Here is a 26,273-nt window from a genome sequence, read left to right on the forward strand (position 1 = left end):
CAGCGCCTTACTCTTGCCGCAAAAAACGGGTAACGTCATGAAAAGCCGTAAAGAGTGACCCAGCCAGGGGTTGAGACATGAGCAGTGTTGCGGGCGAAGCACCAGTCAGCCGCCGCCGGGTGTTCTACATCCCCGGTTATGATCCGATTCATCCGCGCCGTTACCGCGAGCTTTACCGCAAGGAAGGGGCCGCGCAGGCAGAAATTTCCGGCTATGATCTCGCTCTCAGCCCCCGAAAGGCCAAGGGTCGCTTTGGCTGGCATGTGACGGGCGATATCGACGGCTACACGACCGAGGTCGATGTCGATGTGCTCCTGTGGTCCGACATCGTGCGTTCCTCCATGGGCCATTCCATTCCCGCCACCTACCTGGCGATGCTGCGCACGGCCTGGGTCTATATCGGGTCCGGCGCGCTTTGGCGGCTCATGCGGTTGCGCAAGGGGCCGGTGATTGCCGCGCTTTACCCGGTGGGGATGCTGATCCTTCAGGCGATTATTGCGCTACTGGCGGGCTATGGGCTCTATCGCGGGGCATCCCTGCTGCCGCTGCCCGATCTTGTGACGCGTGGTTTGGGTGGCGTCGCCGCTTTGGCACTGATCTGGGCGATCCTCGATCTGTTCCGGCGCTGGGATAACAGGTTCTTTGTCTACTACCTGATGCATGACTATTCCTATTCCGCCCGCACCCGCGGCGCGAACCCGCCCGCGCTGGAGGCGCGGATCGCGGAGTTCACTGACGCCGTGGCCGAAGCGCTCTCCAGCGATGTGGACGAGGTGCTGGTGGTGGGCCATTCCTCGGGCGCGCATCTGGGCGTGTCGGTTCTGGCCGACCTGATCCGCGCGGGGCGCGTGCCGGGTGACGGCCCGGCGCTGTCCTTCCTCACGTTGGGGCAGGTGGTGCCGATGGTGTCCTTCCTGCCCGATGCGCAGCGGCTGCGTGCCGATCTGCGGTTCCTGTGTGACCGCGATGAACTGTTCTGGGCCGATGTGACTGCGCCCGGCGATGGCTGTGCCTTTGCGCTCTGTGATCCCGTGGCGGTGTCCGGAGTAGCCCCCAAGACCCAGCGCTGGCCGCTTGTGTTTTCTGCCGCTTTCACCCAATCGCTTAGCCCGGCGCGGTGGAAAGAATTGCGCTGGCGCTTCTTTCGCCTGCATTTCCAATATCTCTGCGCCTTTGATGCGGTGAAGGATTACGACTATTTCCGCATCACCGCCGGTCCAATGACCCTGCGCCAGCGGTATCATGATCGCCCGCCATCGCCCTCGCGCAAGGTGACCCCGGTCAACAAATTCACCGCGACCCGCCCATGAAACGCCCGCCCAAACCGCCCGCCCGTGCCGACCGCGTGTCGCTGTTGCGTTATATGGCGCTGTTCCGAAGGGACATTCTCTCGGCCCAGCCCGCGCGGCTTTATCGCGCTTGGATGGCCGAGTTTCGCACGCCGTTCTTTCGCTCTTACCTGATGAACCAGCCCGATCTTGTGAGCGAGGTGCTGCGAAAACGGCCCGAAGATTTCCCCAAATCCGACCGTATCGGCGAAGGGCTGCGCCCGCTTTTGGGTGACTCGGTCTTTCTCACCAATGGCGCGACATGGGAACGTCAGCGCCGCATCATCGATCCGGCGTTCGAGGGCGGGAGGCTGCGCGATACCTTTCCGGCCATGTGGGCGGCAGCCGAGGCCGCGACCGCACGGCTGACCCGGCGGGCAGGGGACGAAGTCGAGATCGAGGCCGAGACCAGCCATGCGGCGGCGGATGTGATCTTTCGCACGCTGTTCTCGATCCCCATCGAGCACGAGGTCGCGGCACAGGTGTTTTCCGAGTTTCGCGACTACCAGCGCAGCCAGCCGATCCTGAACCTCGCGGCCTTTGTGCCATTGCCGAAATGGATGCCGCGCTTTTTCCGGCGTGATACCCGCGCCGCGGCGGCATCGATTCGAAAACTGATCACGCAACTGACGGCGGAGCGCATGGACGCGATCGGGGCCGGCACCGCGCCCGATGATCTGGCCACCAAGATCATGACAACCCGTGACCCGGAAACGGGCGAGACCTTTTCCACCGGGGAAATGGTCGATCAGGTGGCGATCTTCTTCCTGGCGGGGCACGAAACCAGCGCTTCTGCGCTGGCCTGGACGCTCTATCTCATGGCGCTCTATCCAGAATGGCAGGAACGGGTAGCGGAGGAGGCGAAAGCGCTGCAAGGCCCCGATTTCGGCGTCATGTCGAAACTGCGTATCTCCCGCGATGTGTTCCGCGAGGCGCTGCGGCTTTATCCGCCGGTGCCGATGATGGTGCGCGAGGCGGCGTGCCCCGAACATTTCCGCGACCGTGACGTGCCAAAGGGCAGCCAGATCGTGCTCAGCCCCTGGCACCTGCATCGCCATGAGCGGCTCTGGGACAATCCCGATGGTTTCGACCCGGGCCGATACGGGACCGAGAATGGCAAGACCTGCCTGCGCGCGGCCTATATCCCGTTTTCCGCGGGGCGGCGCGTGTGTACGGGCGCTGGCTTTGCCATGGTCGAGGGGCCGCTGATCCTGTCGATGCTGCTGCGCGATCTGAAAGTGGAGCTGACCGACCGCCCCGCGCCGGTCCCGGTGGCGCATCTGACGGTGCGTTCTGACAAAGGCATCTGGCTCAGGATCAGTCGCCGCTGACGTGTTTCATGCCGACGCATGCCCTCGCCCGGCACCAGCTCTTCTTCTGTTCGAAAATGCCTCGGGGACTGTGGCGCGTCCGGAGATTGATCCGGGGGATCAATCTCAGCGCCGAAGGGTCGGAGACCACCCCACAGGCAGGCGGGGGCAGAGCCCCCGTCATGCGTGGATCAGCCCTGCTGACCCTTCAGCTTGGCTTCAAACGCCGCAATCCGCTGGTTCAGCATTTCCCGCCCGCGCTTTGCGGCCATGCGGCCCCGCACGGCGGACAGGAACGCCTCTTCGGTGATTTGCGAGGACGACCCCATGAGATTGGCGATATCCATGATGAGCTTTTCGTCATCCATGGCCTCCGCCGCCTCGATGGCGTCGGCGGCAAGCTTGTCGGCCAGTTCTTCGATCACGCTCATGGGGCAGGCCTCTAGCGGGTGTTCTCGGTCAGGCGGCGCTTCACGTAATTGGTCACCGTGCCGATCATCGTGTCCATATGGTCATTTTCAAAGAAATGCCCGGCACCTTCGATCTCGGTATGTGTGATTGTGATGCCCTTTTGCTCATGCAGCTTGTTCACCAGCGCCGTGGTGTCTGCGGGCGGGGCCACGCGGTCATTGGTGCCGTTGATGATCAGCCCCGAGGATGGGCAGGGCGCGAGGAACGAGAAATCATACATATTTGCCGGCGGGCTGGCCGAGATGAAGCCGGTGATTTCCGGACGGCGCATCAAAAGCTGCATGCCGATCCAGGCACCAAAGGAAAAGCCCGCGACCCAGCAATGCTTGGAATTGTTGTTCATCGACTGAAGATAATCCAGCGCCGAGGCCGCATCGGACAATTCGCCCACGCCCTGATCATATTCGCCCTGGCTCCGGCCCACGCCGCGGAAATTGAAGCGCAGCACGGTAAAGCCCATGTTGTAGAAGGCGTAATGCAGGTTATAGACCACCTTGTTGTTCATCGTCCCGCCGAATTGCGGATGCGGATGCAACACGATGGCGATCGGAGCGTCGCGTTCTTTTTGCGGATGATAGCGGCCTTCAAGGCGACCTTCGGGTCCGGGAAAAATGACCTCGGGCATATACAGCGAAACTCCTGCGCGTGTGGCGGCAATTCTTGACGAAATCGCTCAACCACTTTAGAATGGTTCTAATGTCACTCCGCTGTGAGTGAGCGGGTCTTACGCAGTTAAGCGTTATACGGCCCAAGGTCAACATTGCTTGGGTCCCTTGGGGGCCTGCCGGAGGGGGCGCATATGAAGCTGAGTACAAAAGGGCGTTATGCGATGGTGGCGCTGGTCGATATCGCGCTGCAGCCCAGCGACAAGCTGGTGACTTTGGGCGAGATTTCCCAGCGACAGGATATTTCGCTGCCTTATCTCGAACAGCTCTTCGTCAAGCTGCGCCGCGCCGATCTGGTGGCGTCGGTACGCGGGCCGGGCGGCGGCTATCGGCTGGCCCGGCCAGCGACGGAAATCCGCGTGGTGGATGTGCTCTCGGCGGTGGATGAGACCGTGGACGCCATGCACAAGGGCGCGGGGGCCAGCGGCGGCGCATCCGGGTCGCGGGCGCAATCGCTGTCCAACCGGTTGTGGGAGGGGCTGTCGGCGCATGTCTATGTGTTCCTGCACCAGACGCGCCTGTCCGATATTGTGGACAATGAACTCGCCCCATGTCCCGCCGTGCCGGGCCTGTTTTCGGTGGTGGATGATGGCTGACCCGTACGGGGGGCCAGCCCCCCATCGCCTTTGGCGATTCCCCCCGGAGTTTATCTGGCAAGATGAAGCACGGGAGCGGTGTTGATGCCGCGCGTGTATCTGGATCACAACGCCACCGCGCCCCTGCGCGAAGAGGCCCGCGTTGCGATGATCGCGGCAATGGACGTGGTGGGCAACCCGTCCTCGGTGCATAGCGAAGGGCGCGCGGCCAAGGCCCTCATTGAGCGCGCCCGCGTGCAGGTGGCCGAGGCCTTTGGCGCGGGGGAGGCGGATATCGTCTTTACCTCGGGCGCGACCGAGGCGGCGGCGCTGGCGCTGGCAGGGCGGGGATTGTCCTCGGGCGCTGTGGAGCATGATTGCGTGGGGGCCTGGACGGATGGGGCTTTGACCGTCGATGAATCAGGGGCTGTTACCGTGGCCAATCCCGCGCAGAGCACGGTGCAGATGGCCAACAGCGAGACGGGAATCATCCAGAACCTGCCCGAGGGGCTGGCGCTCACTGATGCGGTGCAGGCTTTTGGCAAAATCCCGTTTTCCTTTGCCTGGTCCGGGGCGGAAATGGCGCTGACCTCTGCCCATAAACTGGGTGGTCCCAAGGGGGTGGGCGCGCTGATCCTGCGTCGTGGACTGGATGTAGAGGCCCGAATCCTTGGCGGAGGTCAGGAAATGGGCCGACGCTCCGGAACGGAAAATGTCATTGGAATCGCGGGGTTCGGGGCCGCAGCTCAGGCAGCGGCTCAGGATTTGGCGGATGGCGTTTGGGACCGGGTGTCAAAACTTAGAAATATTCTAGAAAAGGCTATTGAGGCCGGAACAAAAGAGACTATTTTGGTCGGGAAAGATGTATCTCGTTTACCTAATACCTGCTGCGTGATTGCGCCGGGCTGGAAGGGTGAGACGCAGGTCATGTCCATGGATCTGGCCGGGTTTGCAATCTCGGCGGGGTCGGCGTGCTCCAGCGGCAAGGTCAAGGCCAGCCGCGTGTTGCAGGCGATGGGATTTAGCGGGGAGGAGGCGGCCTGTGCGATACGGGTGAGCCTTGGTCCCCAGAACACGGAAGATGATGTGCTGCGCTTTGCCGATGCGTGGTGCACAGCATATGAGAAACACCGCGCACGCGGGTCAAAAACCGGAGGTTTGTGATGGCAGCTTTGGACACGACACAGGTCAAGGACGGCGTCGATCAGGAAACCGTTGATGCGGTGCGCGAGGTCAGCACCTACAAATACGGCTGGAACACCGATATCGAGATGGAATACGCCCCCAAGGGGCTGACGCCGGATATCGTGCGTCTGATTTCGGAAAAGAACGAAGAGCCGGAATGGATGACCGAATGGCGGCTCGCGGCTTATGAGCGCTGGCTGCAAAAGGAAGAGCCGGACTGGGCCATGGTCGATTATCCGGAGATCGATTTTCAGGACCAGTATTACTACGCCCGCCCCAAGAGCATGGAGACCAAGCCCAAATCGCTGGACGAGGTCGATCCGAAGTTGCTGGCGACCTATGAAAAGCTGGGCATTCCGCTCAAGGAACAGATGATTCTTGCCGGTGTCGAAGGCGCGGACGAGGCGCCTGCCGAGGGCCGCAAAGTGGCGGTGGATGCGGTGTTTGATTCCGTCTCCGTGGGTACGACCTTTCAGGCGGAACTGAAAAAGGCGGGCGTGATCTTCTGCTCGATCTCCGAGGCGATCAAGGAGCATCCCGAGCTGGTCAAGAAGTACCTCGGCTCGGTTGTGCCGGTCTCTGACAATTTCTATGCAACGCTGAACTCGGCCGTGTTCTCGGACGGCTCGTTTGTCTATGTGCCGCCCGGTGTGCGCTGTCCCATGGAACTGTCGACCTATTTCCGCATCAATGCCGAGAATACCGGCCAGTTCGAACGGACGCTGATCATCGCCGATAAAGGCAGCTATGTCAGCTACCTGGAAGGCTGCACTGCACCGCAACGCGACACCTCGCAGCTTCACGCGGCTGTGGTGGAGATCATCGTCGAGGAAGATGCCGAAGTGAAATATTCCACGGTGCAGAACTGGTACCCGGGCGATGAGAACGGCAAGGGCGGCATCTATAACTTTGTGACCAAGCGCGCCGATTGCCGGGGCGACCGGGCCAAGGTGATGTGGACGCAGGTGGAAACCGGCTCTGCCGTGACGTGGAAATACCCGTCCTGCATTCTGCGCGGCGATGACAGCCAGGGCGAGTTCTATTCCATCGCCATCACCAACAACCACCAGCAGGCCGATACCGGCACCAAGATGGTGCATCTGGGCAAGCGCACCAAGTCGCGCATCGTGTCCAAGGGGATCAGCGCAGGGTTTGCGCAGAACACCTATCGCGGGCTTGTGTCGATGCACCCCAAGGCCAAGGAGAGCCGTAACTATACCCAATGTGACAGCTTGCTCATTGGCGACAAATGCGGGGCGCATACGGTTCCCTATATTGAGGTCAAGAACAATTCCTCGCGCGTCGAACATGAGGCGACCACCTCCAAGGTGGATGACGACCAGATGTTCTATTGCCGCCAGCGCGGCATGGACGAGGAAGAGGCGGTTGCGCTGATCGTGAACGGCTTTGCCAAGGAAGTGCTGCAGGCGCTGCCGATGGAATTCGCGCTTGAGGCACAACAGCTTGTGGCGATTTCGCTGGAAGGGTCGGTGGGCTAACAGCCCACCCTACGGGAGCGTGTAGGGTGGGCAATTCTGCCCACCATTCCTGCGAGGTGACCGATGAACCTGCTCATTCTGCCCGCGATCATGACCGGCGTGTTCTGCGCCGTCTTCGCGATGCTGGTGGGTTTCATCACCGAGGCGCTGACCATGTCGATGGTGCTGGGCGTGTCCTTCGTGTCGGGCTTTCTGGGGAATCTTTTTGCGCAATGGGTGACGGGAAAGAGTAATGAGTAACCAAGGTAGCAGGGCACAGGAGCACCGGACATGATCCCGCGGATAAAACGTATCAACAAGCGTCTCTCTCTGGGGCGCCCGGTGGAAAGCGTGAAGCTGCGGCTGATCCATACCCGCGTGCTGGGTGAACCCGTAACCTTTTGCGTGAACATGAAAAACGACCCGATTCAGCGCAATCATCGCCGGGGCCAGTTTTATGAGATGAGCGAGCTGTCCCGCCTGCGCCGTATCTTCCCCGAAGGTGGCGTATTCGCCGATATCGGGGCCAATGTGGGCAATCACACGCTCTTTGCCGCGAAGTTCCTCAAAGCGTCCAAAGTGATCCCTTTTGAGCCGAACCCGCGCGCCTTTGATCTGCTTTTGCAGAATGTGCTGGTCAACGGGTTGGGCGATGTGGTGGACCTGTCCAAGCTGGGTGTTGGTGTCTCGGACGCCCATTCCGGCGGCTTTGCCATGCAGGACCGGGAACGCAATCTTGGCGGTGCCACGATGCTGGAGGGCGAGGGCGATCTTGAGGTGTTCCCCGGGCATGAGCTTCTGTCCGATGTAACGCCGGATTTCATCAAGATCGACGTGGAGGGCATGGAAATGAAAGTGCTTTCCGGGCTTGAGCCGGTGCTGAAGCGCTGCCGTCCGATCCTCATGGTCGAGGTGGATAACACCGCCGAGGACGAGTTCATGACTTGGGTCGAAGCGCAGGGTTATGCGGTGCTGTCGACCCACCAACGCTACCGTCTCAACAAGAACCACCTGGTTTGTGACGCGGGGCAGTTGGAGACGCTCAAAGCGGCCTATTTCGTGGAAGACGCGGCCAAGCCCGAGGAGGAAACCGCATGATCATCACCACAACCAACGGCGTCGAAGGGCGCAAGATCATCGATTATCGCGGCATTGTCGTGGGCGAGGCGATCATGGGCGCCAACGTGGTGCGTGATGTGTTCGCCTCGATCACCGATATCGTCGGCGGGCGTTCGGGGGCTTATGAGAGCAAACTGCAGGATGCCCGCGACACGGCGCTGCGCGAATTGCAGGAGCGCGCCGCCGCGCTTGGCGCGGATGCGGTGGTGGGCGTCGATCTCGATTACGAGGTGGTCGGGCAATCCATGCTGATGGTCTCCGCTTCTGGCACGGCAGTGGTATTAGAGTAATGCCCAACCTTCTCCGCAAAATCATACCAACCCTGACGCATTTGCGCCTTGTTTCGCCGCCACCTTGGTCGGTGGCGCGGGGCGAAGTCCGTCCGCGTGCGGAATTTGCGGAGGACAGGCATGATTTCAAACGGGCAATTGGCGTTCAACCAGCGTGTCGCGCGGATCAATTCGGGTCAGGTCTGCCGTGTGCCGCAACCCGGCGTCGCGGAAAACGCATCGCATGGCTGGCTCAGCGACGCGGAACTGGCACGCACCGTCCGGTCCAGCGTGGGCGCGGGACTCAAGGACCGGCTCCATGCGCTGAGCTATGTCTGGGCCTTCCTGCTGGGCGTGTTGTCCATCCTGCTGTCGCGCTACACGGTCTATCACCTGCACGGCCTGCCCAACGAGGTGCCCAAACAGTTTGCGGGCATGGTGGGCGATATCGCCATGGCCGATCTGATCATGGGCGTGGATGTGGCCATCGGCGGGTTCATCCTCGTGGCTTTTGCGCTGGCGTTCAACCTCGCCACGCGCGAGCACATGTTCTGCAAATTCGTCGGCCTTTGGGTGGCCACGACCATGATGCACAATCTGGTGCATATGTATCCCGAACAGTGGACCACTCTGTTCTCCTGGGAATGGGTGGACTGGGTCCGCTCGACAACCGATCCGAATTCCATCCTGTTTCGCGGGATGAGCTTCAAACTCACCTGACATCAACTGAAAACCAAACCGCAGATGGCGCGGCCCGTTTCGGGCGGCGTCATTGCCATGCGTATTGAAAGGGTAAATTCATGCTGGAAATCAAGAACCTGCACGTAAAGCTGGAAGAAGAGGACAAGCAAATCCTCAAGGGCGTGGACCTCTCCGTGGAAGCGGGCAAGGTGCATGCGATCATGGGGCCGAACGGCTCGGGCAAATCGACGCTCTCCTATGTGCTGTCGGGCCGCGAGGGCTATGAAGTGACTGGTGGCAGCGCCGAGTTGCTGGGCGAGGACCTGCTCGACATGGAACCCGAAGAGCGCGCCGCCGCGGGCCTGTTCCTGGCGTTCCAATACCCGGTTGAAATTCCCGGTGTGGGCAACATGACCTTCCTGCGCACCGCGCTCAACGCACAGCGCAAGGCGCGCGGGCAGGAAGAGATGAACGCGACCGATTTCCTCAAGCTGATCCGCGCCAAGGCCAAGGAGCTCAAGATCGACGCGGACATGCTCAAGCGTCCGGTCAATGTGGGCTTTTCGGGCGGTGAGAAAAAGCGCAACGAAATCCTGCAGATGGCGATGCTTGAACCCAAGATGTGCATCCTCGACGAAACCGACTCGGGCCTCGACGTGGACGCGATGAAGCTGGTCTCGGAAGGCGTGAACGCGCTTCGTGACGAGGGCCGTGGTTTCCTTGTCATCACCCACTACCAGCGTCTTCTGGATCACATCAAACCGGATGTCGTGCACATCATGTCCGACGGCCGGATCATCAAGACCGGTGGCCCCGAGCTGGCGCTTGAGGTCGAACAGAACGGTTACGCAGACCTGCTGGCGGAGGTGGCGTAATGGCATTGCCGCAAACAAAACTGGATGCAACCGAAGAGCGCCTGTCGTCTCTGACCCTGCCCGAGGGCGGCTGGTCCGGCGCGGCGCGCAAGGACGCTCTGGCGCGGCTGCGTGAGTATGGCCTGCCCGGACGGCGTGACGAATACTGGAAATACACCCGCCCCGACACGCTGGTGCAGCCCGGCGCGCCCAGGGCGGCGCTGTTCGATCCCGGCGAAGCGCCGGTATTTGACAGCATCGACCGGCTCAAGATCGTCTTTGTAGACGGTGTCTTTGACGCCGGGGCCTCGGACGACCTGAGCCTTGAGGGTGTCACCATCGAACGTCTGGCCGAGGCGCAGAGCGATCTGCATTGGGCGCAGTCGCTCTATGGCGTGCTGGAAGTCAAGGGTCAGGACCCGGTGCAGCGCCCGCTGGCGGCGCTCAACACCGCCTATGCGACCGATGGCGTGCTGATCCATGTGACGGGCAAACCGTCCAGGCCGATCTCGCTGATCTATCATCATCGCTCGGAAAGCTCGGACGCGATCCTGCATCACGTGATCAAGCTGGACGCAGGGGCCGAGGCGACGATCCTTGAAAACGGTCCCGCCGCGGCACGGTTCAACAAATGCATGGAAGTGGACATTGCCGACAATGCCACGCTGCACCATGTGCGCACCCAAGGCCGCGACCACGAACGCCGCGCCGCCACGCATATCTTCGCGCGGCTGGGCACGGAATCGGTGTTCAAGAGCTTTACGCTCACCGCCAATGGCGTGCTGACCCGCAATGAATGCGTGATCGAGCTGACCGGCGACGACGCGGTGGCGCATGTGGCCGGTGCCTGTGTCGGCGATGGGGATTTCCATCACGATGACACGGTGTTCATCACCCATGACGCGGTGAATTGCGAAAGCCGTCAGGTGTTCAAGAAGGTGCTGCGCAATGGCGCGACCGGTGTGTTCCAGGGCAAGATTCTGGTCAAACCCGGCGCACAGAAGACCGACGGCTACCAGATCTCGCAATCGCTGCTTCTGGACGATGACAGCCAGTTCCTCGCCAAGCCCGAGCTTGAGATCTACGCCGATGACGTGGCCTGTTCGCATGGCTCCACATCCGGCGCGATCGACGAGGAGGCGCTGTTCTACCTGCGCTCGCGCGGCGTGCCAGAGGGTGAGGCCGTGAACCTGCTGACGCTGGCCTTCCTTGCCGAAGCGGTGGAAGAGATCGAGGACGAGACCCTGTCTGAAGAGATCACCGCCCGCATCGAGCAATGGCTGATCCGGCACGCGGGCTAGGCCGGGGCGCAAATGGCGATCACACAGGACATCGTGGCCACCTATCGCGGCCCGGGCAAGGTGCTGCGCAGGCTGCTTGACCGGGGCCAGCGCGAGGACCGGGCGCTCGCCATTCTGATGGCGGGCTGTCTTGTGGTGTTCGTGTCGCAATGGCCGGTGCTGGCGCGGCGTGCCCATCTGGAACAGACCGAGCTGAACCCGCTTTTGGGCGGCTCGCTTCTGGCCTGGCTCTTTATCGCGCCGCTGGTGCTTTATGCGCTTGCGGCGCTGAGCCACATGGTGGCCCGCGCGTTGGGCGGGCAGGGCAGTCATTACGGCGCGCGACTGGCGCTGTTCTGGGCGCTTTTGGCAGCCTCGCCGCTGATGCTGCTCAACGGGCTGGTGGGCGGGTTCATCGGGCCGGGACCGGCGCTGAGCCTCGTGGGGTTCATCTGGGTCGTGCTGTTTTTGTGGTTCTGGTTCGCCGGGTTGCGCGAAGCCGAAAGGGTGCCCCAGTGACGCTCTGGCCCGCCTTTCGCGATCTTGCCCTTGAAACGGTGAGCGCGCCGCGCATGGCGGCGGCGCGCATCCTACAGTTCCAGCCCGGTCGCGACTGGCTCTGGCAGGCGCTTCTCTGCGCGGTTGTGCTCAATGCGCTGGTTTTTGGGCTGTCCACGATGATCGCGCCGCCAGACACAGCGTTGCCGCCGATGATGGCGACGCCGTTCCTGTTTGCGCTCACCATGGCCTGTGGCCTTGTGATTACCATCTTTGGTGTGTTCTGGGTCGGTGCTTGGCTGGGCGGTCAGGCAAGGCTGGACGATATTCTGGTCTTGATGACATGGCTGCAAGTGTTGCGCTTTGCGGTTCAGCTCGTGGCGGTGCCGCTGGGGATCATCGCCCCGGCATTGACGGTGATGGGGCTTATGGTGGCCTCGATCATTGGGATCTGGATCCTTGTCAATTTCATTGATACGGCGCACAGGTTCGACAATCTTTTCAAGGCCTTCGGCGTTCTCATTTTCACCGGAATGGGAATTGTCATGGGCCTGATCCTGATGCTGTCCATCATCGGGGTCTCAACTGCGGGGTTTGCAGCAGATGTATGACGTGAACAAAATCCGGGGTGATTTCCCGATCCTCAGCCGCGAGGTAAACGGCAAGCCGCTGGTCTATCTCGACAATGGTGCCAGCGCGCAGAAACCTCAGGTGGTGATCGACGCGGTCACGCGCGCCTATGCGGAGGAATACGCCAATGTGCATCGCGGCCTGCATTTCCTGAGCAATCTCGCGACCGAGAAATACGAGGCCGTGCGCGGCATCATCGCCCGGTTCCTTGGCGCGTTGGACGAGAACGAGATCGTGCTCAATTCCGGTACCACCGAGGGCATCAACAACGTGGCCTATGGCTGGGCCATGCCGCATCTGGAGGCAGGGGACGAGATCATCCTGTCGGTGATGGAGCACCACGCCAATATCGTGCCCTGGCATTTCCTGCGCGAACGGCAGGGTGTGGTGCTGAAATGGGTGGATGTGGATGCCACCGGCGCGCTGGATCCGCAGGCGGTGATCGACGCGATGGGACCAAAGACCAAGCTGGTGGCGATCACCCAGATGTCCAATGTGCTGGGCACGCGGGTGGATGTGAAAAGCATCTGCGCCGAGGCCCGCGCGCGCGGCATCGCCACGCTGGTGGATGGATCGCAGGCGGCGGTGCATGGCCCGGTTAATGTCGAAGAGATCGGATGTGATTTCTACGCCATCACCGGCCACAAGCTCTATGGCCCGTCCGGTTCCGGCGCGATCTACATGAAGAAGGAACGCATGGCCGAAATGCGCCCCTTCCTCGGCGGCGGCGACATGATCAAGGAAGTGCACCGGGACGAGGTGATCTATAACGACCCGCCGATGAAGTTCGAGGCAGGCACGCCGGGCATCGTGCAGACCATCGGGCTGGGCGTGGCGCTGGAATATATGATGGGCGTGGGGATGGAGAGAATCGCCGCCCATGAAGAGAAACTGACGCAATATGCGCGGTCGCGGATGGACGGGCTGAACTGGCTCAACGTGCAGGGCAAGGCCCCGGGCAAGGGGGCGATTTTCTCCTTCACCCTCGACGGTGCGGCCCATGCGCATGACATCTCCACCATTCTCGACAAAAAGGGCGTCGCGGTGCGCGCGGGCCATCACTGCGCCGGGCCGCTGATGGATCATCTGGGGGTGACCGCCACCTGCCGCGCCTCCTTTGCCATGTATAACACCGAGGCCGAGGTGGATACGTTGATCGAGGCGCTGGAACTGGCGCGCGAACTGTTTGGCTAAGGGCTGAACGCGGGTGCCGGTCCCGGCTTCAGAGGCTCAGATGCGCGCCGCGCCGCTGTGGCTCCTCGTTGTATTGCAGGCGGTGATCTCTGCGGCCTCGCTGGTGGTCGAGATCGTGGCAGGCCGGATGTTGGCCCCCTATGTCGGCATGTCGCTTTACACATGGACGGCGGTGATCGCCGTAGTGCTGGCGGGGTTCTCGCTGGGCCATTGGTGGGGCGGGGTGCTGGCCGAACGGCCCCTGCGCCGGGCGCTCTCAGCCACGGGCTGGGCGCTTTTGGGCGCGGCGCTGACCACGGCGCTGGCCGCACAGGCGCTCAGGCTTGCGGCAGAACCGGTGCTGGGTTTGGGCGGTGGGCCGGTCTGGGGCATCACCGGGCTGACGATGGCGGCGTTTTTCCTGCCCTCCTTCTTTGCCGGTGTCCCCGCGCCGGTGCTGACCCGCGTGGCGCTTGACAGCGGCGCGCCGCAAGGCCGCGCGCTTGGGGCGATGTTTGCCTCGGGCGCGGTGGGGGCGATTGGGGGCACGCTGCTGGCCGGGTTTGTCTTTATCGCTTGGCTCGGCTCCATGATCACGCTGGCGGTGGTCACGGCGGTCTATATCGCGGGCGCGGCGCTCTGCCTTTATCTCGCGCGTCAAAGCCGCGTCGCGGGGACAGCGGCGGCGCTTGTCTGCGCACTGGTGGCAGGGCAGAGCCTTCTGAGCGAGGGGCCCTGCACGGTGGAAAGCCGCTATTTCTGCATCAAGGTCTCGGATGTGTCGAGCGACCCGGAGCGCCCGGCGCGTGCCATGGTCATCGACCATATGGTGCATGGCATCTCCGCCCGCGACCTGCCCCGGGTGATGTTCACCGATCACGCCGCCATGCTGGATGCGCTGGCGCGGCTGCGCGCGCCTCAGCCGGAGTTTTCAAGCTTCCATATCGGCGGCGGCAATTTCGCCCTGCCGCGCGCCTTTGCCGACCGGGGGCTGGAACGCATCACCGTGGCCGAGATCGACCCGGAAGTGACCCGCATCGCGGCGCGGGAGTTCTGGTTTGATCCCGCAACGGCCCGGGTCCTGCACCGGGACGCGCGCGCCGCGCTGCGCGCCGATCCCGCGCGCTATGACGTGATCATCGGCGACGCGTTCACCGATATTGCCGTGCCCCAGCATCTGGTCACGCTGGAGTTCTTTGAACTGGTGCGCGACCGGCTGACACCCGGGGGCAGCTACCTGATGAACGTGATCGACTATGCCGACAGCCTGCAGGCTGTTGGCAGCCTCGTGCGGACCCTGCGCGAGGTCTTTCCCTCGGTCGAGCTCTGGACCGAGGCGCGCAGGCCCGCGCCCGGCGAGCGGATCGTGATGGTGATTGCCGCCGGAGAGACACCGACCCCGGCAAACAGCTTTGCCGTCCCATCGCCCGATCAAACGACATTCGCCGCGCTTGGGGCTGCTTTTGTGGACGAGATTGCCGCGCGGGGCATTGTGCTGCGCGATGATTTTGCGCCCATCGACCGTCTGCTGAACCCGCGCGACTGACCGGCCCGCATCGCGCTTGGTCTTTGTGCCGGGCTTCGCTAACCTCCGGCCCGAGGCGCATGAGCAGGGCGATATGCGCGGATCGGGAGCGTTCATGAAACCGCTGTTGTTGATCCTCATCTATCTGGTGGCCGTGACGCTGCCGCTGATCCTGTCATGGGTCACCGGCGGACCGCCACGCCCGGTGCTGCAGGAGATCGCGTCGGGGCTGGGCATCCTTGCCTATGCGATGATCCTGGCCGAATTCGTGCTGTCGGGGCGGTTCAAGAGCGTGTCAAACAGCGTCGGCATGGATGTCGCCATATGGTTTCACCAGATGCTGGCGCGTGTCGCGCTGGTCTTTGCGCTGCTGCATCCGTTTCTCTATGGCGGCACGCCGTCCGGGGGTACGCGGCCCTGGGACCCGACCCGCGCATTGACCGTCACCACGGATTTCACCGCGCTGGCCTCGGGCATCGCGGCCTTTGCATTGCTGCCCGCGCTGGTGCTGTTTGCGGTGCACCGGGACAAGCTGGATTACAATTATGAAACCTGGCGGTTGATGCATGGGATTGGCGCGGTGGTGATCGCGCTGGCCCTGCTGCATCACGCGGTTTATGCCGGGCGCTATGGCGGGCATCCGGTCATGGTCTGGGTCTGGATCATCCTGACCGGGATCGCGGTTGCGTCGCTGGTCTATTTCTACCTTCTGGTGCCGCTTCGGGCGCGTGGCAAACCATGGTGTGTCACCTCGGTGACGCAACTGACCCCAAGGCAATGGGAGGTGACCGTGGCGCCGCAAAAGGGCGGAGGGCTGCGCTATCACGCGGGACAATTCGCATGGCTCAATATCGGGCACAGCGCCTTTTCCCTGCATGAGAACCCGTTCTCGATTGCCTCGGCCCCGGCCTCAGGCCCCGAGGTCACGTTCATGATCAAGGAATTGGGGGATTTCACCCGCACCATTGGCGGGATCACGCCGGGCACCGTCGCTTATGTGGACGGGGCCTATGGCAACCTGTCGGTGGACGGGCGAAGCGAGCCGGGTGTGGCGCTGATTGCCGGAGGGATTGGCATCGCGCCGCTCATCGGTATCCTGCGGCAGATGCGGCTCACCGGCGATACGCGCAAGGTCAGGGTGATCTATGGCAACCGCAGCGAAGAGCAGATCACTTGCCGCGATGAGCTGGCGGCGGAGGACGTGACCTATGTCCTGTCCGAGCCGCCGCCGGGCTGGACAGGCGAAAGCGGCATGATCAGTCCGACGCTTCTTGACCGGGTCTTTACGCCAGAGGAGATGCGCGACTGGGTCTTCGTGATGTGCGGCCCGGGCGCGATGTTGGACATGGTCGAGGATCATCTGATCGCGCGCGGCGCGCCCTCGGACCGCATCCTGTCGGAGCGTTTTCAGTATGACTGACCCGTTGAGAAACAAATCCTTGCGCCAGCGCCTGTCCCTTGGGTTTCGGGTGGTGACTCTGGTGCTCGTCGCGCTTTTGCTGGCATTCGCGCTGCGCTGAGGCCGGGATCGAGGGGCCAAAAGGGCTGGCCCCTCGCTGTTCGGCCGATCATCCGTTGATCAACTGATCCGCATGGGCGACCTTGTCACGATTGTCTTCGGCATATTTCATCAACCCGGCCATCAACCCGCCGTCATTGGCAAACTTCGCCGACGGCCGGAACCCGTGCGCATGCCAATAGGTCGTCTTGTCCAGCCGCAACAGCCGCCCAAAGACCGAGGCCACGATCGCCCCGCCCACACCGGTGAGCTTGCCGCCGCCGTGCTGTTCGGCCTCTTGCAGACAGTAAAACCACAGCGGCGTGCGGGTGAACCCGGCATTCGCCAGGACCGGATGCATTTCGACCTCGGGGGCCGGACGGCCCAGACCGTCGCGCAGGAACGCCGCCATCAACTCACCGCTTTGCAGCTGATAGGTATAGCGGTCGCGGATCATGTTGCGCAGGGGCAGGTTGCGGCTCTGTGCCAGGGTGAGCGTGTGGTCGATCTCTTTCAGATGCACGCGTTCATGGATAAACGGCAGGTTCGTGAGCGGCAGGCCCAGCGTCGTGCCCACGGGGCGCGCGCGTTGGGCGGCTTTGCCGTCATAGTCAAAGAACATGTTCATGCGGATCGACTCCTTGGGCCGTTTGCCAAAGCCCAGAAGCTTGTCCATCGAAACCTGCCCGGTCTTGGGTTTCATCTCGTAATCGGGCTGCGCCGTGGCATGTCCAAAGCGATAGGCCGCGCCGGTGAACTCCACCGGCATGATCGCCGCATCAGTTCCGAAAATGTCATGCAGCCGCGCCTCATCCAGACAGGATTGATCGACAAAGGCGGGCAGAAATTCCTCCCAGACCGCGCATTGGTAATGAAAGCGCAGGAATCGGCGCACTTCTTCGAACACCATGCTCCGTTCCGGCACGAAATCGGCCCAGTCATTGGCCGAAGTGCCCATATGCGCGCAGCCCTTGATCTCGGCATAGGTGGCCGGGTCGTTCAGCGCCTCGGTCATGAGGATATTGTGCAGCGCGATGAACCCCGCCTGAATACCCGAAATGACGGCGTTTTCATCGTTGCGCGGATCGCCGATCAGCGCCGTGCCATTGGCCGTGCGGGCCAGGTCGAAAGCGTTGTCTCTGTTGCCCAGCACAAGGAAATTGGCGGTGTTGCCGCTGCCATAGAGATGCGGGCTGGCCTCGGGCCCGTCACCATAGACGCAATCGAGATCCAGCGACGGGGTGCGAATATTCGGGATGTCCGCGGGTGAAATTTTCGTGCCCAAAGCGCTGGTGGCGTCGAGCGTGATGTCATGATCGACGAATTGCCCGAAAAAGGTCAGCCCCGCCGCCGCCTCGCCGGATTTGTCGGTCTTCTTGCCCATGCCAAGCGCCACCTCTTCCAGCGTGGCAATCACCTGCGGATGGGTGGTGTGGCTGACCTTGACGGGCAGGGGCGGGCGCAACCGGCCCAGCGTGGCAGGAAAGGGCTTGGGCCGGGTCTCTTCCGGGCCTGCATGGCATTCCAGAAGCTTGTCGAACCGGGACAACCCGTGTGGCATTGTACTCATTGAACGTCTCCGTTTGAAAATTGCGTCGTCGAAAATCTGCGGCCACGAAATCGGCCTTGCGGGGCATCGAAATCAAACCGGCCCCGGAACCGTGCTACATCTTTTGCGTGAAATGTATGTGATTTTGCCCGTAATGTATGCGCAGCCGGAAATGCCCGCCGCGCGTCAAAACCCGCTTGAAGCGCCGGAACCTTCGGGGTAGATGCGTAGGCAGGCACCTGTAGCTCAGCTGGATAGAGCGCTGCCCTCCGAAGGCAGAGGCCAGAGGTTCGAATCCTCTCAGGTGCGCCATTTCTTCAAACGCTTGAGATAGACCCGCATCACGCCTGTGGTTGACGTGGCTCAGTCCGTGCCGCCATGCACCGGGAGCTTGGCCAGCGTTTCTTTCGACAGGTCCGCCACACCCAGCTGCCGCATCGCGTGGTCCAGCTCGGCGCTCAGAATGTCGGCCACGTGGGCGGCCCCGCGCGGGCCAAGCGCGGCGAGGCCATAGAACCACGGGCGGCCAAGGAACACGAAATCCGCCCCGAGCCGCAATGCGCGCAGCACGTCCAGGCCGCTGCGCAGACCGCTGTCGAGGATCAGGCAGGCGTCGGGAAAGCGCGGGCGCAGTTTCTGCAACGCGGTCAGCGAGGGCAGCACCGCATCGTTCTGCCGCGCGCCGTGGTTGGAGACCCAGAGCGCGTCGGCCCCCAGATCCAGCGCGGCGCGCGCGTCGGCCTCGCTCAGGATCCCCTTGATCACCAGCTTGCCGGGCCACAGCGCGCGGATCTCGGCGATCTCGTCCGGGGTCGCGCGGCGGCCAAGGTTGCGGGCGGCAAAATCGCCCATGTCCTCGAAGCTGGCTGTGTCGGGCAGGTAGGGCCGGAAATTGACGAAATCGGGCCGCCCCCGTTTCAGTGTGCGCAACGCCCAATCCGGGCAGAGCGTGGCCTGCGCCACCATGCGCGCGGTCAGACGCCCCCGCGGCGGCAGGCCCGAGATCGAGGCGACTTCCCGCCGCGACGTGACCGGCACGTCAATCGTGATCACCAGCGTGTCCACCCCGACCGCTTTGGCCCGACGCACGAGGTCGAACCGCGCTTCGCGGTCCTCGGTGGCATAAAGCTGGAACCACATCTTGCCCCCCGCCTCGGGCGCGACCTTTTCCAGAGGCACATTGGCCACGGTGGACAGCACCATGGGCAGGTCGACTTCGCGCGCGACGCGGGCAAAGTGATGTTCCCCATCGGGCCACATCATCGAGGTCAGCCCAACCGGGGCAATGCCGAAGGGTCGGGCAAAGCGTTGGCCCAGAACCTCGGTGCCGGTGTCCGGTGCGCCCATGTCATGCAACACGGATTGGCCCAGCGTCACCCGGTCGAAAACGGCAATGTTCTCGGCCAGCCGCGTTTCGCGCGATTGGCCATGTTCCAGATAGCCCCAGGCAAAACCGGGCATGCGCCGCCGGGCGCGCGGGATCAGGTCCTGAATACGCGGGTAGCGCAGCATGGTCTTGGTGGACATGGGGTCTCCTTTGGCCCGAGTTCGCCATGCCGGGGCAGCACCGTCAAGGCAGGATCAGCAGCCAGACCCAGATTGTTCCGATAGAGAGCGCCGTGGCGATCAGCACGGATGACGCCGCCACCCGCCGCGCCACGCCATACATGTTGGCAAAGACATAGGTGTTGATCCCCGGGGCCATGGACGCGGTCAGCACCGCCGAGCGCAGCGCGCCGGTGGACAGGTTCAACGCCGATCCCAGCGTGTAGGCGATACTCGGATGCAGCACCAGAGAGACCGCGCAGACAAAACCGATGATGCGGAAATCTCCCTCGGGGCGGTAGCGATGGATCACCCCGCCCATGCCAAACAGCGCGCAGGGAATGGCGGCGCGCACGATGATGTCCACGGCGTCATTGGCGACCTTGGGCAGCTCCAGCCCGCTGAGATTGACGGCAAACCCCGCCACGATGCCGATCACCAGCGCATTGCGGAACATGGCGCGCAACACCTTGGCGGGCAGGTGGCGGGCCGGGGTGCCGCGGGCGCGGGCAATCTCCATGGCCGTGATGCCCACGCCGTAGCAGAACGGCGAATGCAGCGCGACGATGGCATAGTTGGGGGCCAATGCGCCCGCGCCATAAGCGCTTTCGGTGATAGCCAGACCCAGCATGACGGAATTGGCAAACAGGCAGCAAAAGCCGATGGCCACCGCGTCTTCCCACTCCCGTTTGAAGAGGTATCGCCCGGCCAGCAATCCGGCGATAAAGCCGGTGAGAGATCCGGTGTAGAAGCTGACCAGCAGGCGGGCGTCAAAGCTCGCCCCCAGATCCAGCGTGGAGATCGCCTTGAACAGCAGGACGGGAATGGCGAAATTCTGGGTGAAGCTCATCAGCCCGTCGATGCCATTGCCGCCGATCCAGCCGCGCCAGACCGCCACATAACCCGCACCGATCACCAGAAAGACCGGCAGGATGACATCGATCAGCGCCTGCATCTCAGAGCCTTGCGCGAGGGGAGAGTGCAGGAGCCTCCGGCGGGAGTTTATCTGGCAAGATGAAACAGGAGCCTGTCATGACACCTGCAAGCTCAGCTGCATGAGGTCATAGGCCGGGGTGACGTTGTCTGGGGTCTCTGCTTTGACCGTCTCGTAATCGAGGTCGATATGCATATTGGTCAGCACTGCGCGGGCAGGTTTGGCACGCGCGATCCAGTCCAGTGTCTTGTCCAGATGTGCATGCGTGGGATGCGGCGTGCGGCGCAGCGCGTCGACGACAAAGATGTCGAGCCCCTCCAGAACGGGCCATGCCGCATCGGGGATATCGGCCACGTCGGGCAGATAGGCCAGACCGCCAATGCGAAAGCCCAGCGCGTCGATGGAACCGTGATCCACCTCGAAGGGGGTAAAGGTGATCGGGCCGCCCGCGCCCTCGATGGTCACGTCGCCCTTGATCGTGTGCAGATCGAGAATGGGCGGATAGGGCGAGCCTTCGGGTTGGACAAAGGCGTAGCCGAAGCGGCTGAGAAGCGCGTTCTGCGTGTCGCCATCGGCCCAGACGGGCAGGCGCGCCTTCATGTTGAAGACGATCATGCGCAAATCGTCGATGCCATGCACATGGTCCGCATGGGCATGGGTATAGACCACCCCGTCGAGCCGCCCGGTGCCGGTGTCGAGAAGCTGGCTGCGCAGGTCGGGCGAGGTGTCGATCAGGACCGAGGTCGTGCCCTCCGGCCCGTCCCGTTCCACCAGCATGGAACAGCGGCGGCGGCGGTTCTTTGGATTCTCCGGGTCGCAGTCGCCCCAATGCCCGCCAAGCCGCGGCACACCGCCCGAGGAGCCGCAGCCGAGAATGGTGAAGCGGTATGTGTCGCTCATGCGGGGCTCCAGTTGGCGGCCTTGGTAAAGAGGCTTTCGAAATTGGCTTCGGTCTGCGCCGCGAAGTCTTTGTATTCCATGCCGAATGTCTCGGCGGCCCGGCGCGCGGTATGGGCGGTAAAGCTGGGTTCATTGCGCTTGCCGCGATAGGGCGGCGGGGCGAGATAGGGCGCGTCGGTTTCCACCAGAATGCGGTCGATGGGGGCGGAGGTGAAGATATCGCGCAGCTCCTGGGATTTGGGGAAGGCGGTGATGCCCGACATCGACAGGTAGAACCCCAGATCGAGCGTGCGTCGCGCCAGCTCGGCCCCGGAAGAAAAGCAATGCATGACGCAGGAATAAGGCGCATTGCGGTGCTCGGCCTCCAGAATATCGGCCATATCCTCATCCGCTGCGCGGGCATGGATGATCAGTGGCAAGCCGGTGCGCTGCGCCGCCTCGATATGAATGCGCAGCGAGGTTTTCTGCACCTCGGCACTGTCGGCGGTGTAGTGATAGTCCAGTCCGGTTTCACCGATCCCTACGAATTTCGGATGCTGCGAGAGCGTCACCAGCTCGTCCACCGTGGCCAAAGGCTCATCCGCCGCGCTCATCGGGTGGGTGCCCGCGGCGTAGAAGACCGGGGCAAATTCCTCGGCTAGCGCGCGGACCTGTGGCTCCAGCCGCAGCTTGGTGCAGATCGTGACCATCCGGTGTACGCCCGCTTCCATCGCGCGCGCCACAAGCTCCGCGCGTTCGCCGTCGAAATTCGCGAAATCAAGATGGGTGTGACTGTCGGTGATCCGGGGTGCGTTGCTCATATCCGCCTCAGGCGGCCATGTCCGCCGCCGTTTTCTGGAGTTTTATCATCGTATCTAGGATGAGTGCGGCAGGGTCAAGATTGACCGCCCGCCCGTGACGGCTTCGAGCGGAGATCTCCTGTCCGATCTCGGCCCAGCGGCGGGCGCTTTGCGGGGTCGGGGCGAGGCGGGCAAAGATCTCGGCCTCATGCGGTGCGGCGGCGGGGAGGGGGGGCTGACCGGTGGCGCCCGCACGGGCCAGCCGGATCAGCGCCAGGTCGAGCAGCGAGAAAATGGTGTTCACCTTGTCCTCGTCGCCACGGGTCGTGGCGGCCTCGGCCAATGCCAGGGCGCGGGCGCGGTCCAGCCGGGGCAGGGTGCCCAGAAGCGACAGGATTGCCGCATAGAGCTTTGGCCCGTCATTCAGCGACAGACGGATGGCATCGCCCACAGAGCCCGACGACAGCGCCGCCAGCGCGTCGGCCTCTTCCGGGGCGGTCTCGATTCCGGCTTGTGTCAATGCCTCTGCCATGTCGGGCGTCGTCAGCGGCGACAAGCGCAGCATGCGACAGCGCGAGCGGATAGTGGGCAAGAGCGAAGAGGGCTGATGCGTGACCAGCAGCAGGGTCGAGCGCGCGGGGGGGTCTTCGAGAAGTTTCAAAAGCGCATTGGCGGCGGCGGTGTTCATTTCGTCCATTGCATCCACGATGACGACACGCCAGCCGCCATCCGCCGCAGACAGTGCAAAGCGCGATTTCAGCTTGCGCACCTCGTCCACAGTGATCTCGGATTTGAGCCGCTTGAGCTTGTCATCCCAGGGGCGGATCAGCCGGAACAGCCCCGGTTCTGACCCGGCGTGGATGCGGCGCGCAACCGGGTGTTCGGGGTCCAGATCCAGAGATGTTGGGGGCGGTGGTGCGCCAAACAGCCCGCCATCCGCTTCGGGCGGGTTGGCGATCAGATGCCGCGCGATGCGCCAGGCCAGCGTCGCCTTGCCCACGCCGCGCGGACCCGCAATCATCCAGCCGTGGTGCAGACGACCAGAACCGACCGCGCCCAGAAAAGCACGTTCAGCGGCATCCTGTCCGATCAGTCGCGCGGTGTCACGCGGATGCGGTGCGCCGTCGATCTGGTCCGGTTGGGGGCGGTCTTCGCTCATGTCAGGTGCTTGTCTACCACGGCGGCAATGTCCTGCGCCACGGTCTCCACGCCCTGCGCGCCGTTGATCACGCGGATACGGTCGGGAAATTCGCGGGCGAGATCAAGAAACCCGGCGCGCATCTTTTCCTGCAACCCGGTGCCGAAATCCTCGAACCGCTCTTCGACCCCATTGCGGGACTTGGCGCGGGCCAGCCCGGTGGCGGGGTCCATGTCGATGAGTATCGTCAGATCCGGTTCGCGCCCGATCATCAACGCGTGCAATTGATCTACCGATGCGCGCAGATCACCACGCGACAGGCCCTGATACATGCGGGTGCTGTCGGCAAAGCGGTCGCAGATCACCACCTTGCCCGCCGCCAATGCGGGCAGGATCGTACGTTCCAGATGATCGCGGCGCGCGGCGGTAAAGAGCAAAAGCTCGGTCTCGGCCGACCAGCGGTCGGGATCCCCCTGCAACACCAGCGCGCGAATTTCCTCAGCTCCGGGTGAGCCGCCCGGTTCACGGGTCAGAACAACCTCGCGGCCCTGCGCACGCAGGTGATCGGCCAGCAGGCGGGTCTGGGTGGACTTGCCCGAGCCATCAATCCCTTCGAAAGACAGGAACACCCCGGGCTGCGTGCTCAAGAGGCGGCCTCGGGCACTGTTGTGCCGATCTTTTCCAGAAGCAGCTTGGCCGCCGTTGTCACGCGGGACATGAACCCGCCCGCCGCCACGTCGCGGTCCGCCACCAGCGGCACGCTGAATTCGGGCAGGCCCTCGGGTTTGACGATCATTTCGCCCAGCGGATCGCCGGTCTTGATCGGGGCGGCCACGGGGCCGCGATAGACCACTTCGGCGTCGATCTTGCCACCCGCCAGCACCGGCACCAGCATCTCCAGATCGGAGGCGGGCGTCAGGCCCACAATCGGCGCTTCCCCCATCCAGACATCGGCCTCGGCCACCACGGCACCCTGTTTCAAAAGGGTCGTCTGGGTGAACTGGCGGAAAGCCCAGTTGACGATCTGCTCAGATTCCTCGGCCCGGGCGCGGGCGCTTTCCAGCCCGGTAAAAGCAAAGACCACCCGGCGGTCGCCTTGTTTGGCCGATCCGACGAGGCCGTATCCGGCCTCTTGCGTGTGTCCGGTCTTGAGCCCGTCCGCGCCGATGCCAAGACCCAGAAGCGGGTTGCGGTTTTCCACGTTTTGCGGGGCGCGCCCGTCAAACAGGAATTTGGTTTCGGCAAACATAGGGTAGAATTCCGGAAAATCCTCGATGATCAGGCGGGCAATCAGGGCAAGGTCCCGCATCGACATGCGATGACCGGCCTGGGGCCAGCCATTGGAATTTGTAAAGGTCGACGATGTCATGCCCAACTGCTGCCCGCGTCGCGTCATGTAGCGGGCAAACCCGGCCTCGGTGCCATCGGGGCTGAGCGCTTCGGCAATCACTGCGCAGGCGTCGTTGCCCGACAGCACGATAATGCCGCGCAACAGATCCTCGACCGTAACCCGGTCGGTGGTGTCCAGAAACATGGTCGAGCCGCCATAGGACATGGCGTGCTGCGATACGGGCAGTTTCTCATTGAGGGACAGGCGGCCGTCGCGGATGGCCTCGAACGCCATGTAGAGCGTCATCAGCTTGGACATGGAGGCGGGCGGCAGGGCCGTATCCGCATCCTTGTTCAAGAGCACGGTGCCGGTGGTTACATCCACGACAAAGGCGGAGCGGGCCTTGGTGTCAAAGGCCTGCGCCATGCCAGCTGCCAGCAAGAGGGCCAAGGTCAGAACGGGGGCGAGAAACGTAGAGCGGATCATGTCACTTTCCGGTGTCAGATGTCTCGGGGCCCCAGATGGGGCTGGTTCAATGGGTGACGGCATAGGCGTCGATAAAGCCGGCCGATTTGATGATTTTCAACAGCTCCGCACGTTCCGACACAGAGGTGGCCGGACCGACCACGACACGCCAGAATTTCTTGCCCGAGCTGGAGCCTTCCTTGACCGTCGGGATCAGGCCCTTCTGGCGCATGGTGGCGGCGGTGTTGCGGGCGTTTTTCTCGATCGAGAAGATGCCGATCTGGATATACGGCCTTTCAAGTCCCGAGGCGGGCTTGGGCGCAGGTTTCGGTTTGGGGGCCGGGGGGGGCGTCGTCGCTTCGGGCGCGGCGTCAATCGCGGCGGCGGCGGTCTCGGTCACCGGGTCCAGCTCGGTCTCGGTCACGCCGTCGGGCGCATCAAGGCTGGAGGCCGGGGCGGGTTCGGCCGCTTCCGGTGCTTGTTCGCGCCGCAGGGCAGTGACGTTCAGATTGGTCGGTTGACCGGCCACAAGCTTCAGCGCGGCGGCGGCGTCGGACGACACCTGAAGCCGCGGCCCGGGATTGGCGCGCTCCTTGCGGAACAGTGCACCGATCACGAATTTGCCGTTGGAGGGATTGCGGATGATCACCCGCTCGGGGTCTTTCACATCCGGATGCGCGACCCAGACACCGCCCAGCGACGGCCGCCCGTCCCAGAGCCCGGCTTCGGTCACCTGAAACACGTCCGGTGCCTCGACGTCGCGTTCGACCAGCTTGACCGCGCGATTGGGGCTTTCGGACTGTGCTGCGTCCGCACCATCCTTGGCCTGCAGGAAGCCGGGCAATTGCGCGCCCTCTTCGCAGGCCGCCAGCAGGGCCAGCGCGGCCGTTGCCGCCAAGAGCCGCGCAGCAGTGCGTCCAGAGCGTTTGCGCGCTGCCCGATACGCGGAGAGATCCTGAGAATTCATGTCGTGCCCTTCTGCCTGATCAGCCCCGGTTTCGGAGCAATGGCCGGTTATCCGGTCTTGTTTTGACTGCCTGTGCGATGACCGCAGGCGTATTTTAGCGATTGCAGCGCGTCAAGAAAAGGCTGCT

At 63.1% G+C, this 26,273-nt stretch carries 27 protein-coding genes and 1 tRNA gene; 17 read left to right on the forward strand and 11 right to left on the reverse strand.

Annotated elements, in window-relative coordinates; translation table 11 throughout:
• The first annotated feature begins 77 nt into the window (after positions 1–77).
• Positions 78–1,310 (forward strand): hypothetical protein, encoded by a 1,233-nt coding sequence (locus PGB28_RS10160; RefSeq protein WP_271421405.1) that lies wholly within the window; start codon positions 78–80, stop codon positions 1,308–1,310.
• Positions 1,307–2,659: a cytochrome P450 gene (locus tag PGB28_RS10165; RefSeq protein WP_271421406.1), complete on the forward strand. Its 1,353-nt coding sequence runs from the start codon at positions 1,307–1,309 to the stop codon at positions 2,657–2,659. Before PGB28_RS10160 ends, PGB28_RS10165 begins: the two co-directional genes overlap by 4 nt.
• A gap of 170 nt (positions 2,660–2,829) precedes the next feature.
• Here the strand turns inward: PGB28_RS10165 and PGB28_RS10170 are convergent, their stop codons facing one another.
• Both PGB28_RS10170 and PGB28_RS10175 read right to left on the reverse strand, forming a co-directional pair.
• The gene (locus PGB28_RS10170) at positions 2,830–3,069 is read right to left on the reverse strand and encodes a hypothetical protein (protein WP_271421407.1); all 240 of its coding nucleotides are present in this window, start codon (positions 3,067–3,069) and stop codon (positions 2,830–2,832) included.
• Between the two features lie 11 nt (positions 3,070–3,080).
• Complete coding sequence (locus PGB28_RS10175; RefSeq protein ID WP_271421408.1) at positions 3,081–3,734, reverse strand: alpha/beta hydrolase; 654 nt, start codon at positions 3,732–3,734, stop codon at positions 3,081–3,083.
• 174 nt (positions 3,735–3,908) lie between these two features.
• Here PGB28_RS10175 and iscR point away from each other — a divergent pair, with 174 nt between their 5' ends.
• From iscR to PGB28_RS10245, 14 genes are all read left to right on the forward strand, one after another.
• On the forward strand, positions 3,909–4,370 hold the full coding sequence (gene iscR / locus PGB28_RS10180) for a Fe-S cluster assembly transcriptional regulator IscR (protein WP_271421409.1): 462 nt from the start codon (positions 3,909–3,911) through the stop codon (positions 4,368–4,370).
• Positions 4,371–4,454: 84 nt separating this feature from the next.
• A complete protein-coding gene (locus PGB28_RS10185) occupies positions 4,455–5,513 on the forward strand; it encodes a cysteine desulfurase family protein (RefSeq protein WP_271421410.1) in 1,059 nt (352 codons plus the stop codon).
• A complete protein-coding gene (gene sufB, locus PGB28_RS10190) occupies positions 5,513–7,033 on the forward strand; it encodes a Fe-S cluster assembly protein SufB (protein ID WP_271421411.1) in 1,521 nt (506 codons plus the stop codon). The genes PGB28_RS10185 and sufB overlap by 1 nt, the downstream gene beginning before the upstream one ends.
• Positions 7,034–7,096: 63 nt before the next feature.
• Positions 7,097–7,273 (forward strand): hypothetical protein, encoded by a 177-nt coding sequence (locus tag PGB28_RS10195; protein WP_271421412.1) that lies wholly within the window; start codon positions 7,097–7,099, stop codon positions 7,271–7,273.
• 30 nt (positions 7,274–7,303) lie between these two features.
• A complete protein-coding gene (locus PGB28_RS10200) occupies positions 7,304–8,110 on the forward strand; it encodes an FkbM family methyltransferase (RefSeq protein ID WP_271421413.1) in 807 nt (268 codons plus the stop codon).
• On the forward strand, positions 8,107–8,421 hold the full coding sequence (locus PGB28_RS10205) for a heavy metal-binding domain-containing protein (protein ID WP_271421414.1): 315 nt from the start codon (positions 8,107–8,109) through the stop codon (positions 8,419–8,421). Before PGB28_RS10200 ends, PGB28_RS10205 begins: the two co-directional genes overlap by 4 nt.
• Before the next feature lie 120 nt (positions 8,422–8,541).
• Entirely contained in the window at positions 8,542–9,120 is a 579-nt protein-coding gene (locus PGB28_RS10210; protein ID WP_271421415.1) for a hypothetical protein, read from the forward strand.
• Positions 9,121–9,200: 80 nt separating this feature from the next.
• Complete coding sequence (gene sufC, locus PGB28_RS10215) at positions 9,201–9,956, forward strand: Fe-S cluster assembly ATPase SufC (protein ID WP_271421416.1); 756 nt, start codon at positions 9,201–9,203, stop codon at positions 9,954–9,956.
• Positions 9,956–11,236 carry a Fe-S cluster assembly protein SufD gene (gene sufD, locus PGB28_RS10220; RefSeq protein WP_271421417.1) on the forward strand — a complete coding sequence of 427 codons (1,281 nt, stop codon included), beginning with the start codon at positions 9,956–9,958 and terminating at the stop codon, positions 11,234–11,236. The genes sufC and sufD overlap by 1 nt, the downstream gene beginning before the upstream one ends.
• A 12-nt stretch (positions 11,237–11,248) precedes the next feature.
• Positions 11,249–11,734 (forward strand): YIP1 family protein, encoded by a 486-nt coding sequence (locus PGB28_RS10225; RefSeq protein ID WP_271421418.1) that lies wholly within the window; start codon positions 11,249–11,251, stop codon positions 11,732–11,734.
• Positions 11,731–12,324: a YIP1 family protein gene (locus PGB28_RS10230; protein ID WP_271421419.1), complete on the forward strand. Its 594-nt coding sequence runs from the start codon at positions 11,731–11,733 to the stop codon at positions 12,322–12,324. Before PGB28_RS10225 ends, PGB28_RS10230 begins: the two co-directional genes overlap by 4 nt.
• Positions 12,317–13,537 carry a cysteine desulfurase gene (locus tag PGB28_RS10235; RefSeq protein WP_271421420.1) on the forward strand — a complete coding sequence of 407 codons (1,221 nt, stop codon included), beginning with the start codon at positions 12,317–12,319 and terminating at the stop codon, positions 13,535–13,537. Before PGB28_RS10230 ends, PGB28_RS10235 begins: the two co-directional genes overlap by 8 nt.
• A 40-nt stretch (positions 13,538–13,577) precedes the next feature.
• Entirely contained in the window at positions 13,578–15,062 is a 1,485-nt protein-coding gene (locus PGB28_RS10240) for a fused MFS/spermidine synthase (protein ID WP_271421421.1), read from the forward strand.
• Positions 15,063–15,156: 94 nt separating this feature from the next.
• Positions 15,157–16,461, forward strand: a complete 1,305-nt coding sequence (locus tag PGB28_RS10245; protein ID WP_271421422.1) for a ferredoxin reductase family protein — start codon at positions 15,157–15,159, stop codon at positions 16,459–16,461.
• A gap of 148 nt (positions 16,462–16,609) precedes the next feature.
• Here PGB28_RS10245 and PGB28_RS10250 read toward each other — a convergent pair whose 3' ends face one another.
• The gene (locus PGB28_RS10250) at positions 16,610–18,109 is read right to left on the reverse strand and encodes a peroxidase family protein (RefSeq protein ID WP_271421423.1); all 1,500 of its coding nucleotides are present in this window, start codon (positions 18,107–18,109) and stop codon (positions 16,610–16,612) included.
• A gap of 214 nt (positions 18,110–18,323) precedes the next feature.
• Here PGB28_RS10250 and PGB28_RS10255 point away from each other — a divergent pair.
• A tRNA-Arg gene (locus PGB28_RS10255) sits at positions 18,324–18,400 on the forward strand.
• A gap of 51 nt (positions 18,401–18,451) precedes the next feature.
• On the opposite strand, the gene PGB28_RS10260 is transcribed toward PGB28_RS10255, so the two are convergent.
• The 8 genes from PGB28_RS10260 to PGB28_RS10295 all read right to left on the reverse strand — a co-directional run bounded on the left by PGB28_RS10260 (position 18,452) and on the right by PGB28_RS10295 (position 26,146).
• Positions 18,452–19,615, reverse strand: coding sequence for an alpha-hydroxy acid oxidase (locus PGB28_RS10260; RefSeq protein ID WP_271421424.1), 1,164 nt, complete (start codon positions 19,613–19,615; stop codon positions 18,452–18,454).
• Between the two features lie 43 nt (positions 19,616–19,658).
• Complete coding sequence (locus PGB28_RS10265) at positions 19,659–20,588, reverse strand: AEC family transporter (RefSeq protein ID WP_271421425.1); 930 nt, start codon at positions 20,586–20,588, stop codon at positions 19,659–19,661.
• A 75-nt stretch (positions 20,589–20,663) separates the two neighbouring features.
• Positions 20,664–21,467 (reverse strand): MBL fold metallo-hydrolase, encoded by an 804-nt coding sequence (locus tag PGB28_RS10270; protein ID WP_271421426.1) that lies wholly within the window; start codon positions 21,465–21,467, stop codon positions 20,664–20,666.
• Positions 21,464–22,267 carry a TatD family hydrolase gene (locus tag PGB28_RS10275; RefSeq protein ID WP_271421427.1) on the reverse strand — a complete coding sequence of 268 codons (804 nt, stop codon included), beginning with the start codon at positions 22,265–22,267 and terminating at the stop codon, positions 21,464–21,466. Before PGB28_RS10275 ends, PGB28_RS10270 begins: the two co-directional genes overlap by 4 nt.
• 7 nt (positions 22,268–22,274) lie before the next feature.
• Entirely contained in the window at positions 22,275–23,405 is a 1,131-nt protein-coding gene (locus PGB28_RS10280; protein WP_271421428.1) for a DNA polymerase III subunit delta', read from the reverse strand.
• Entirely contained in the window at positions 23,402–24,031 is a 630-nt protein-coding gene (gene tmk / locus PGB28_RS10285) for a dTMP kinase (protein ID WP_271421429.1), read from the reverse strand. Before tmk ends, PGB28_RS10280 begins: the two co-directional genes overlap by 4 nt.
• On the reverse strand, positions 24,028–25,200 hold the full coding sequence (locus tag PGB28_RS10290; RefSeq protein WP_271421430.1) for a D-alanyl-D-alanine carboxypeptidase family protein: 1,173 nt from the start codon (positions 25,198–25,200) through the stop codon (positions 24,028–24,030). Before PGB28_RS10290 ends, tmk begins: the two co-directional genes overlap by 4 nt.
• Before the next feature lie 46 nt (positions 25,201–25,246).
• Positions 25,247–26,146 (reverse strand): SPOR domain-containing protein, encoded by a 900-nt coding sequence (locus tag PGB28_RS10295; RefSeq protein ID WP_271421431.1) that lies wholly within the window; start codon positions 26,144–26,146, stop codon positions 25,247–25,249.
• Positions 26,147–26,273 lie beyond the last annotated feature (127 nt).

It is taken from the genome of Primorskyibacter aestuariivivens, assembly GCF_028023675.1.
Taxonomy (GTDB): domain Bacteria; phylum Pseudomonadota; class Alphaproteobacteria; order Rhodobacterales; family Rhodobacteraceae; genus Marinovum; species Marinovum aestuariivivens.

Coding starts and splice junctions, on each gene's coding strand:
- PGB28_RS10205 (WP_271421414.1), top strand. CDS start 8,107: ATGATCATCACCACAACCAACGGCGTCGAAGGGCGCAAGATCATCGAT.
- PGB28_RS10240 (WP_271421421.1), top strand. CDS start 13,578: ATGCGCGCCGCGCCGCTGTGGCTCCTCGTTGTATTGCAGGCGGTGATC.
- PGB28_RS10250 (WP_271421423.1), bottom strand. CDS start 18,109: ATGAGTACAATGCCACACGGGTTGTCCCGGTTCGACAAGCTTCTGGAA.
- PGB28_RS10210 (WP_271421415.1), top strand. CDS start 8,542: ATGATTTCAAACGGGCAATTGGCGTTCAACCAGCGTGTCGCGCGGATC.
- PGB28_RS10290 (WP_271421430.1), bottom strand. CDS start 25,200: ATGATCCGCTCTACGTTTCTCGCCCCCGTTCTGACCTTGGCCCTCTTG.
- sufC (WP_271421416.1), top strand. CDS start 9,201: ATGCTGGAAATCAAGAACCTGCACGTAAAGCTGGAAGAAGAGGACAAG.
- PGB28_RS10260 (WP_271421424.1), bottom strand. CDS start 19,615: ATGTCCACCAAGACCATGCTGCGCTACCCGCGTATTCAGGACCTGATC.
- PGB28_RS10265 (WP_271421425.1), bottom strand. CDS start 20,588: ATGCAGGCGCTGATCGATGTCATCCTGCCGGTCTTTCTGGTGATCGGT.
- PGB28_RS10160 (WP_271421405.1), top strand. CDS start 78: ATGAGCAGTGTTGCGGGCGAAGCACCAGTCAGCCGCCGCCGGGTGTTC.
- PGB28_RS10200 (WP_271421413.1), top strand. CDS start 7,304: ATGATCCCGCGGATAAAACGTATCAACAAGCGTCTCTCTCTGGGGCGC.
- PGB28_RS10165 (WP_271421406.1), top strand. CDS start 1,307: ATGAAACGCCCGCCCAAACCGCCCGCCCGTGCCGACCGCGTGTCGCTG.
- PGB28_RS10235 (WP_271421420.1), top strand. CDS start 12,317: ATGTATGACGTGAACAAAATCCGGGGTGATTTCCCGATCCTCAGCCGC.
- PGB28_RS10295 (WP_271421431.1), bottom strand. CDS start 26,146: ATGAATTCTCAGGATCTCTCCGCGTATCGGGCAGCGCGCAAACGCTCT.
- PGB28_RS10280 (WP_271421428.1), bottom strand. CDS start 23,405: ATGAGCGAAGACCGCCCCCAACCGGACCAGATCGACGGCGCACCGCAT.
- sufB (WP_271421411.1), top strand. CDS start 5,513: ATGGCAGCTTTGGACACGACACAGGTCAAGGACGGCGTCGATCAGGAA.
- PGB28_RS10195 (WP_271421412.1), top strand. CDS start 7,097: ATGAACCTGCTCATTCTGCCCGCGATCATGACCGGCGTGTTCTGCGCC.
- PGB28_RS10275 (WP_271421427.1), bottom strand. CDS start 22,267: ATGAGCAACGCACCCCGGATCACCGACAGTCACACCCATCTTGATTTC.
- sufD (WP_271421417.1), top strand. CDS start 9,956: ATGGCATTGCCGCAAACAAAACTGGATGCAACCGAAGAGCGCCTGTCG.
- PGB28_RS10270 (WP_271421426.1), bottom strand. CDS start 21,467: ATGAGCGACACATACCGCTTCACCATTCTCGGCTGCGGCTCCTCGGGC.
- PGB28_RS10185 (WP_271421410.1), top strand. CDS start 4,455: ATGCCGCGCGTGTATCTGGATCACAACGCCACCGCGCCCCTGCGCGAA.
- PGB28_RS10225 (WP_271421418.1), top strand. CDS start 11,249: ATGGCGATCACACAGGACATCGTGGCCACCTATCGCGGCCCGGGCAAG.
- PGB28_RS10170 (WP_271421407.1), bottom strand. CDS start 3,069: ATGAGCGTGATCGAAGAACTGGCCGACAAGCTTGCCGCCGACGCCATC.
- PGB28_RS10175 (WP_271421408.1), bottom strand. CDS start 3,734: ATGCCCGAGGTCATTTTTCCCGGACCCGAAGGTCGCCTTGAAGGCCGC.
- iscR (WP_271421409.1), top strand. CDS start 3,909: ATGAAGCTGAGTACAAAAGGGCGTTATGCGATGGTGGCGCTGGTCGAT.
- PGB28_RS10245 (WP_271421422.1), top strand. CDS start 15,157: ATGAAACCGCTGTTGTTGATCCTCATCTATCTGGTGGCCGTGACGCTG.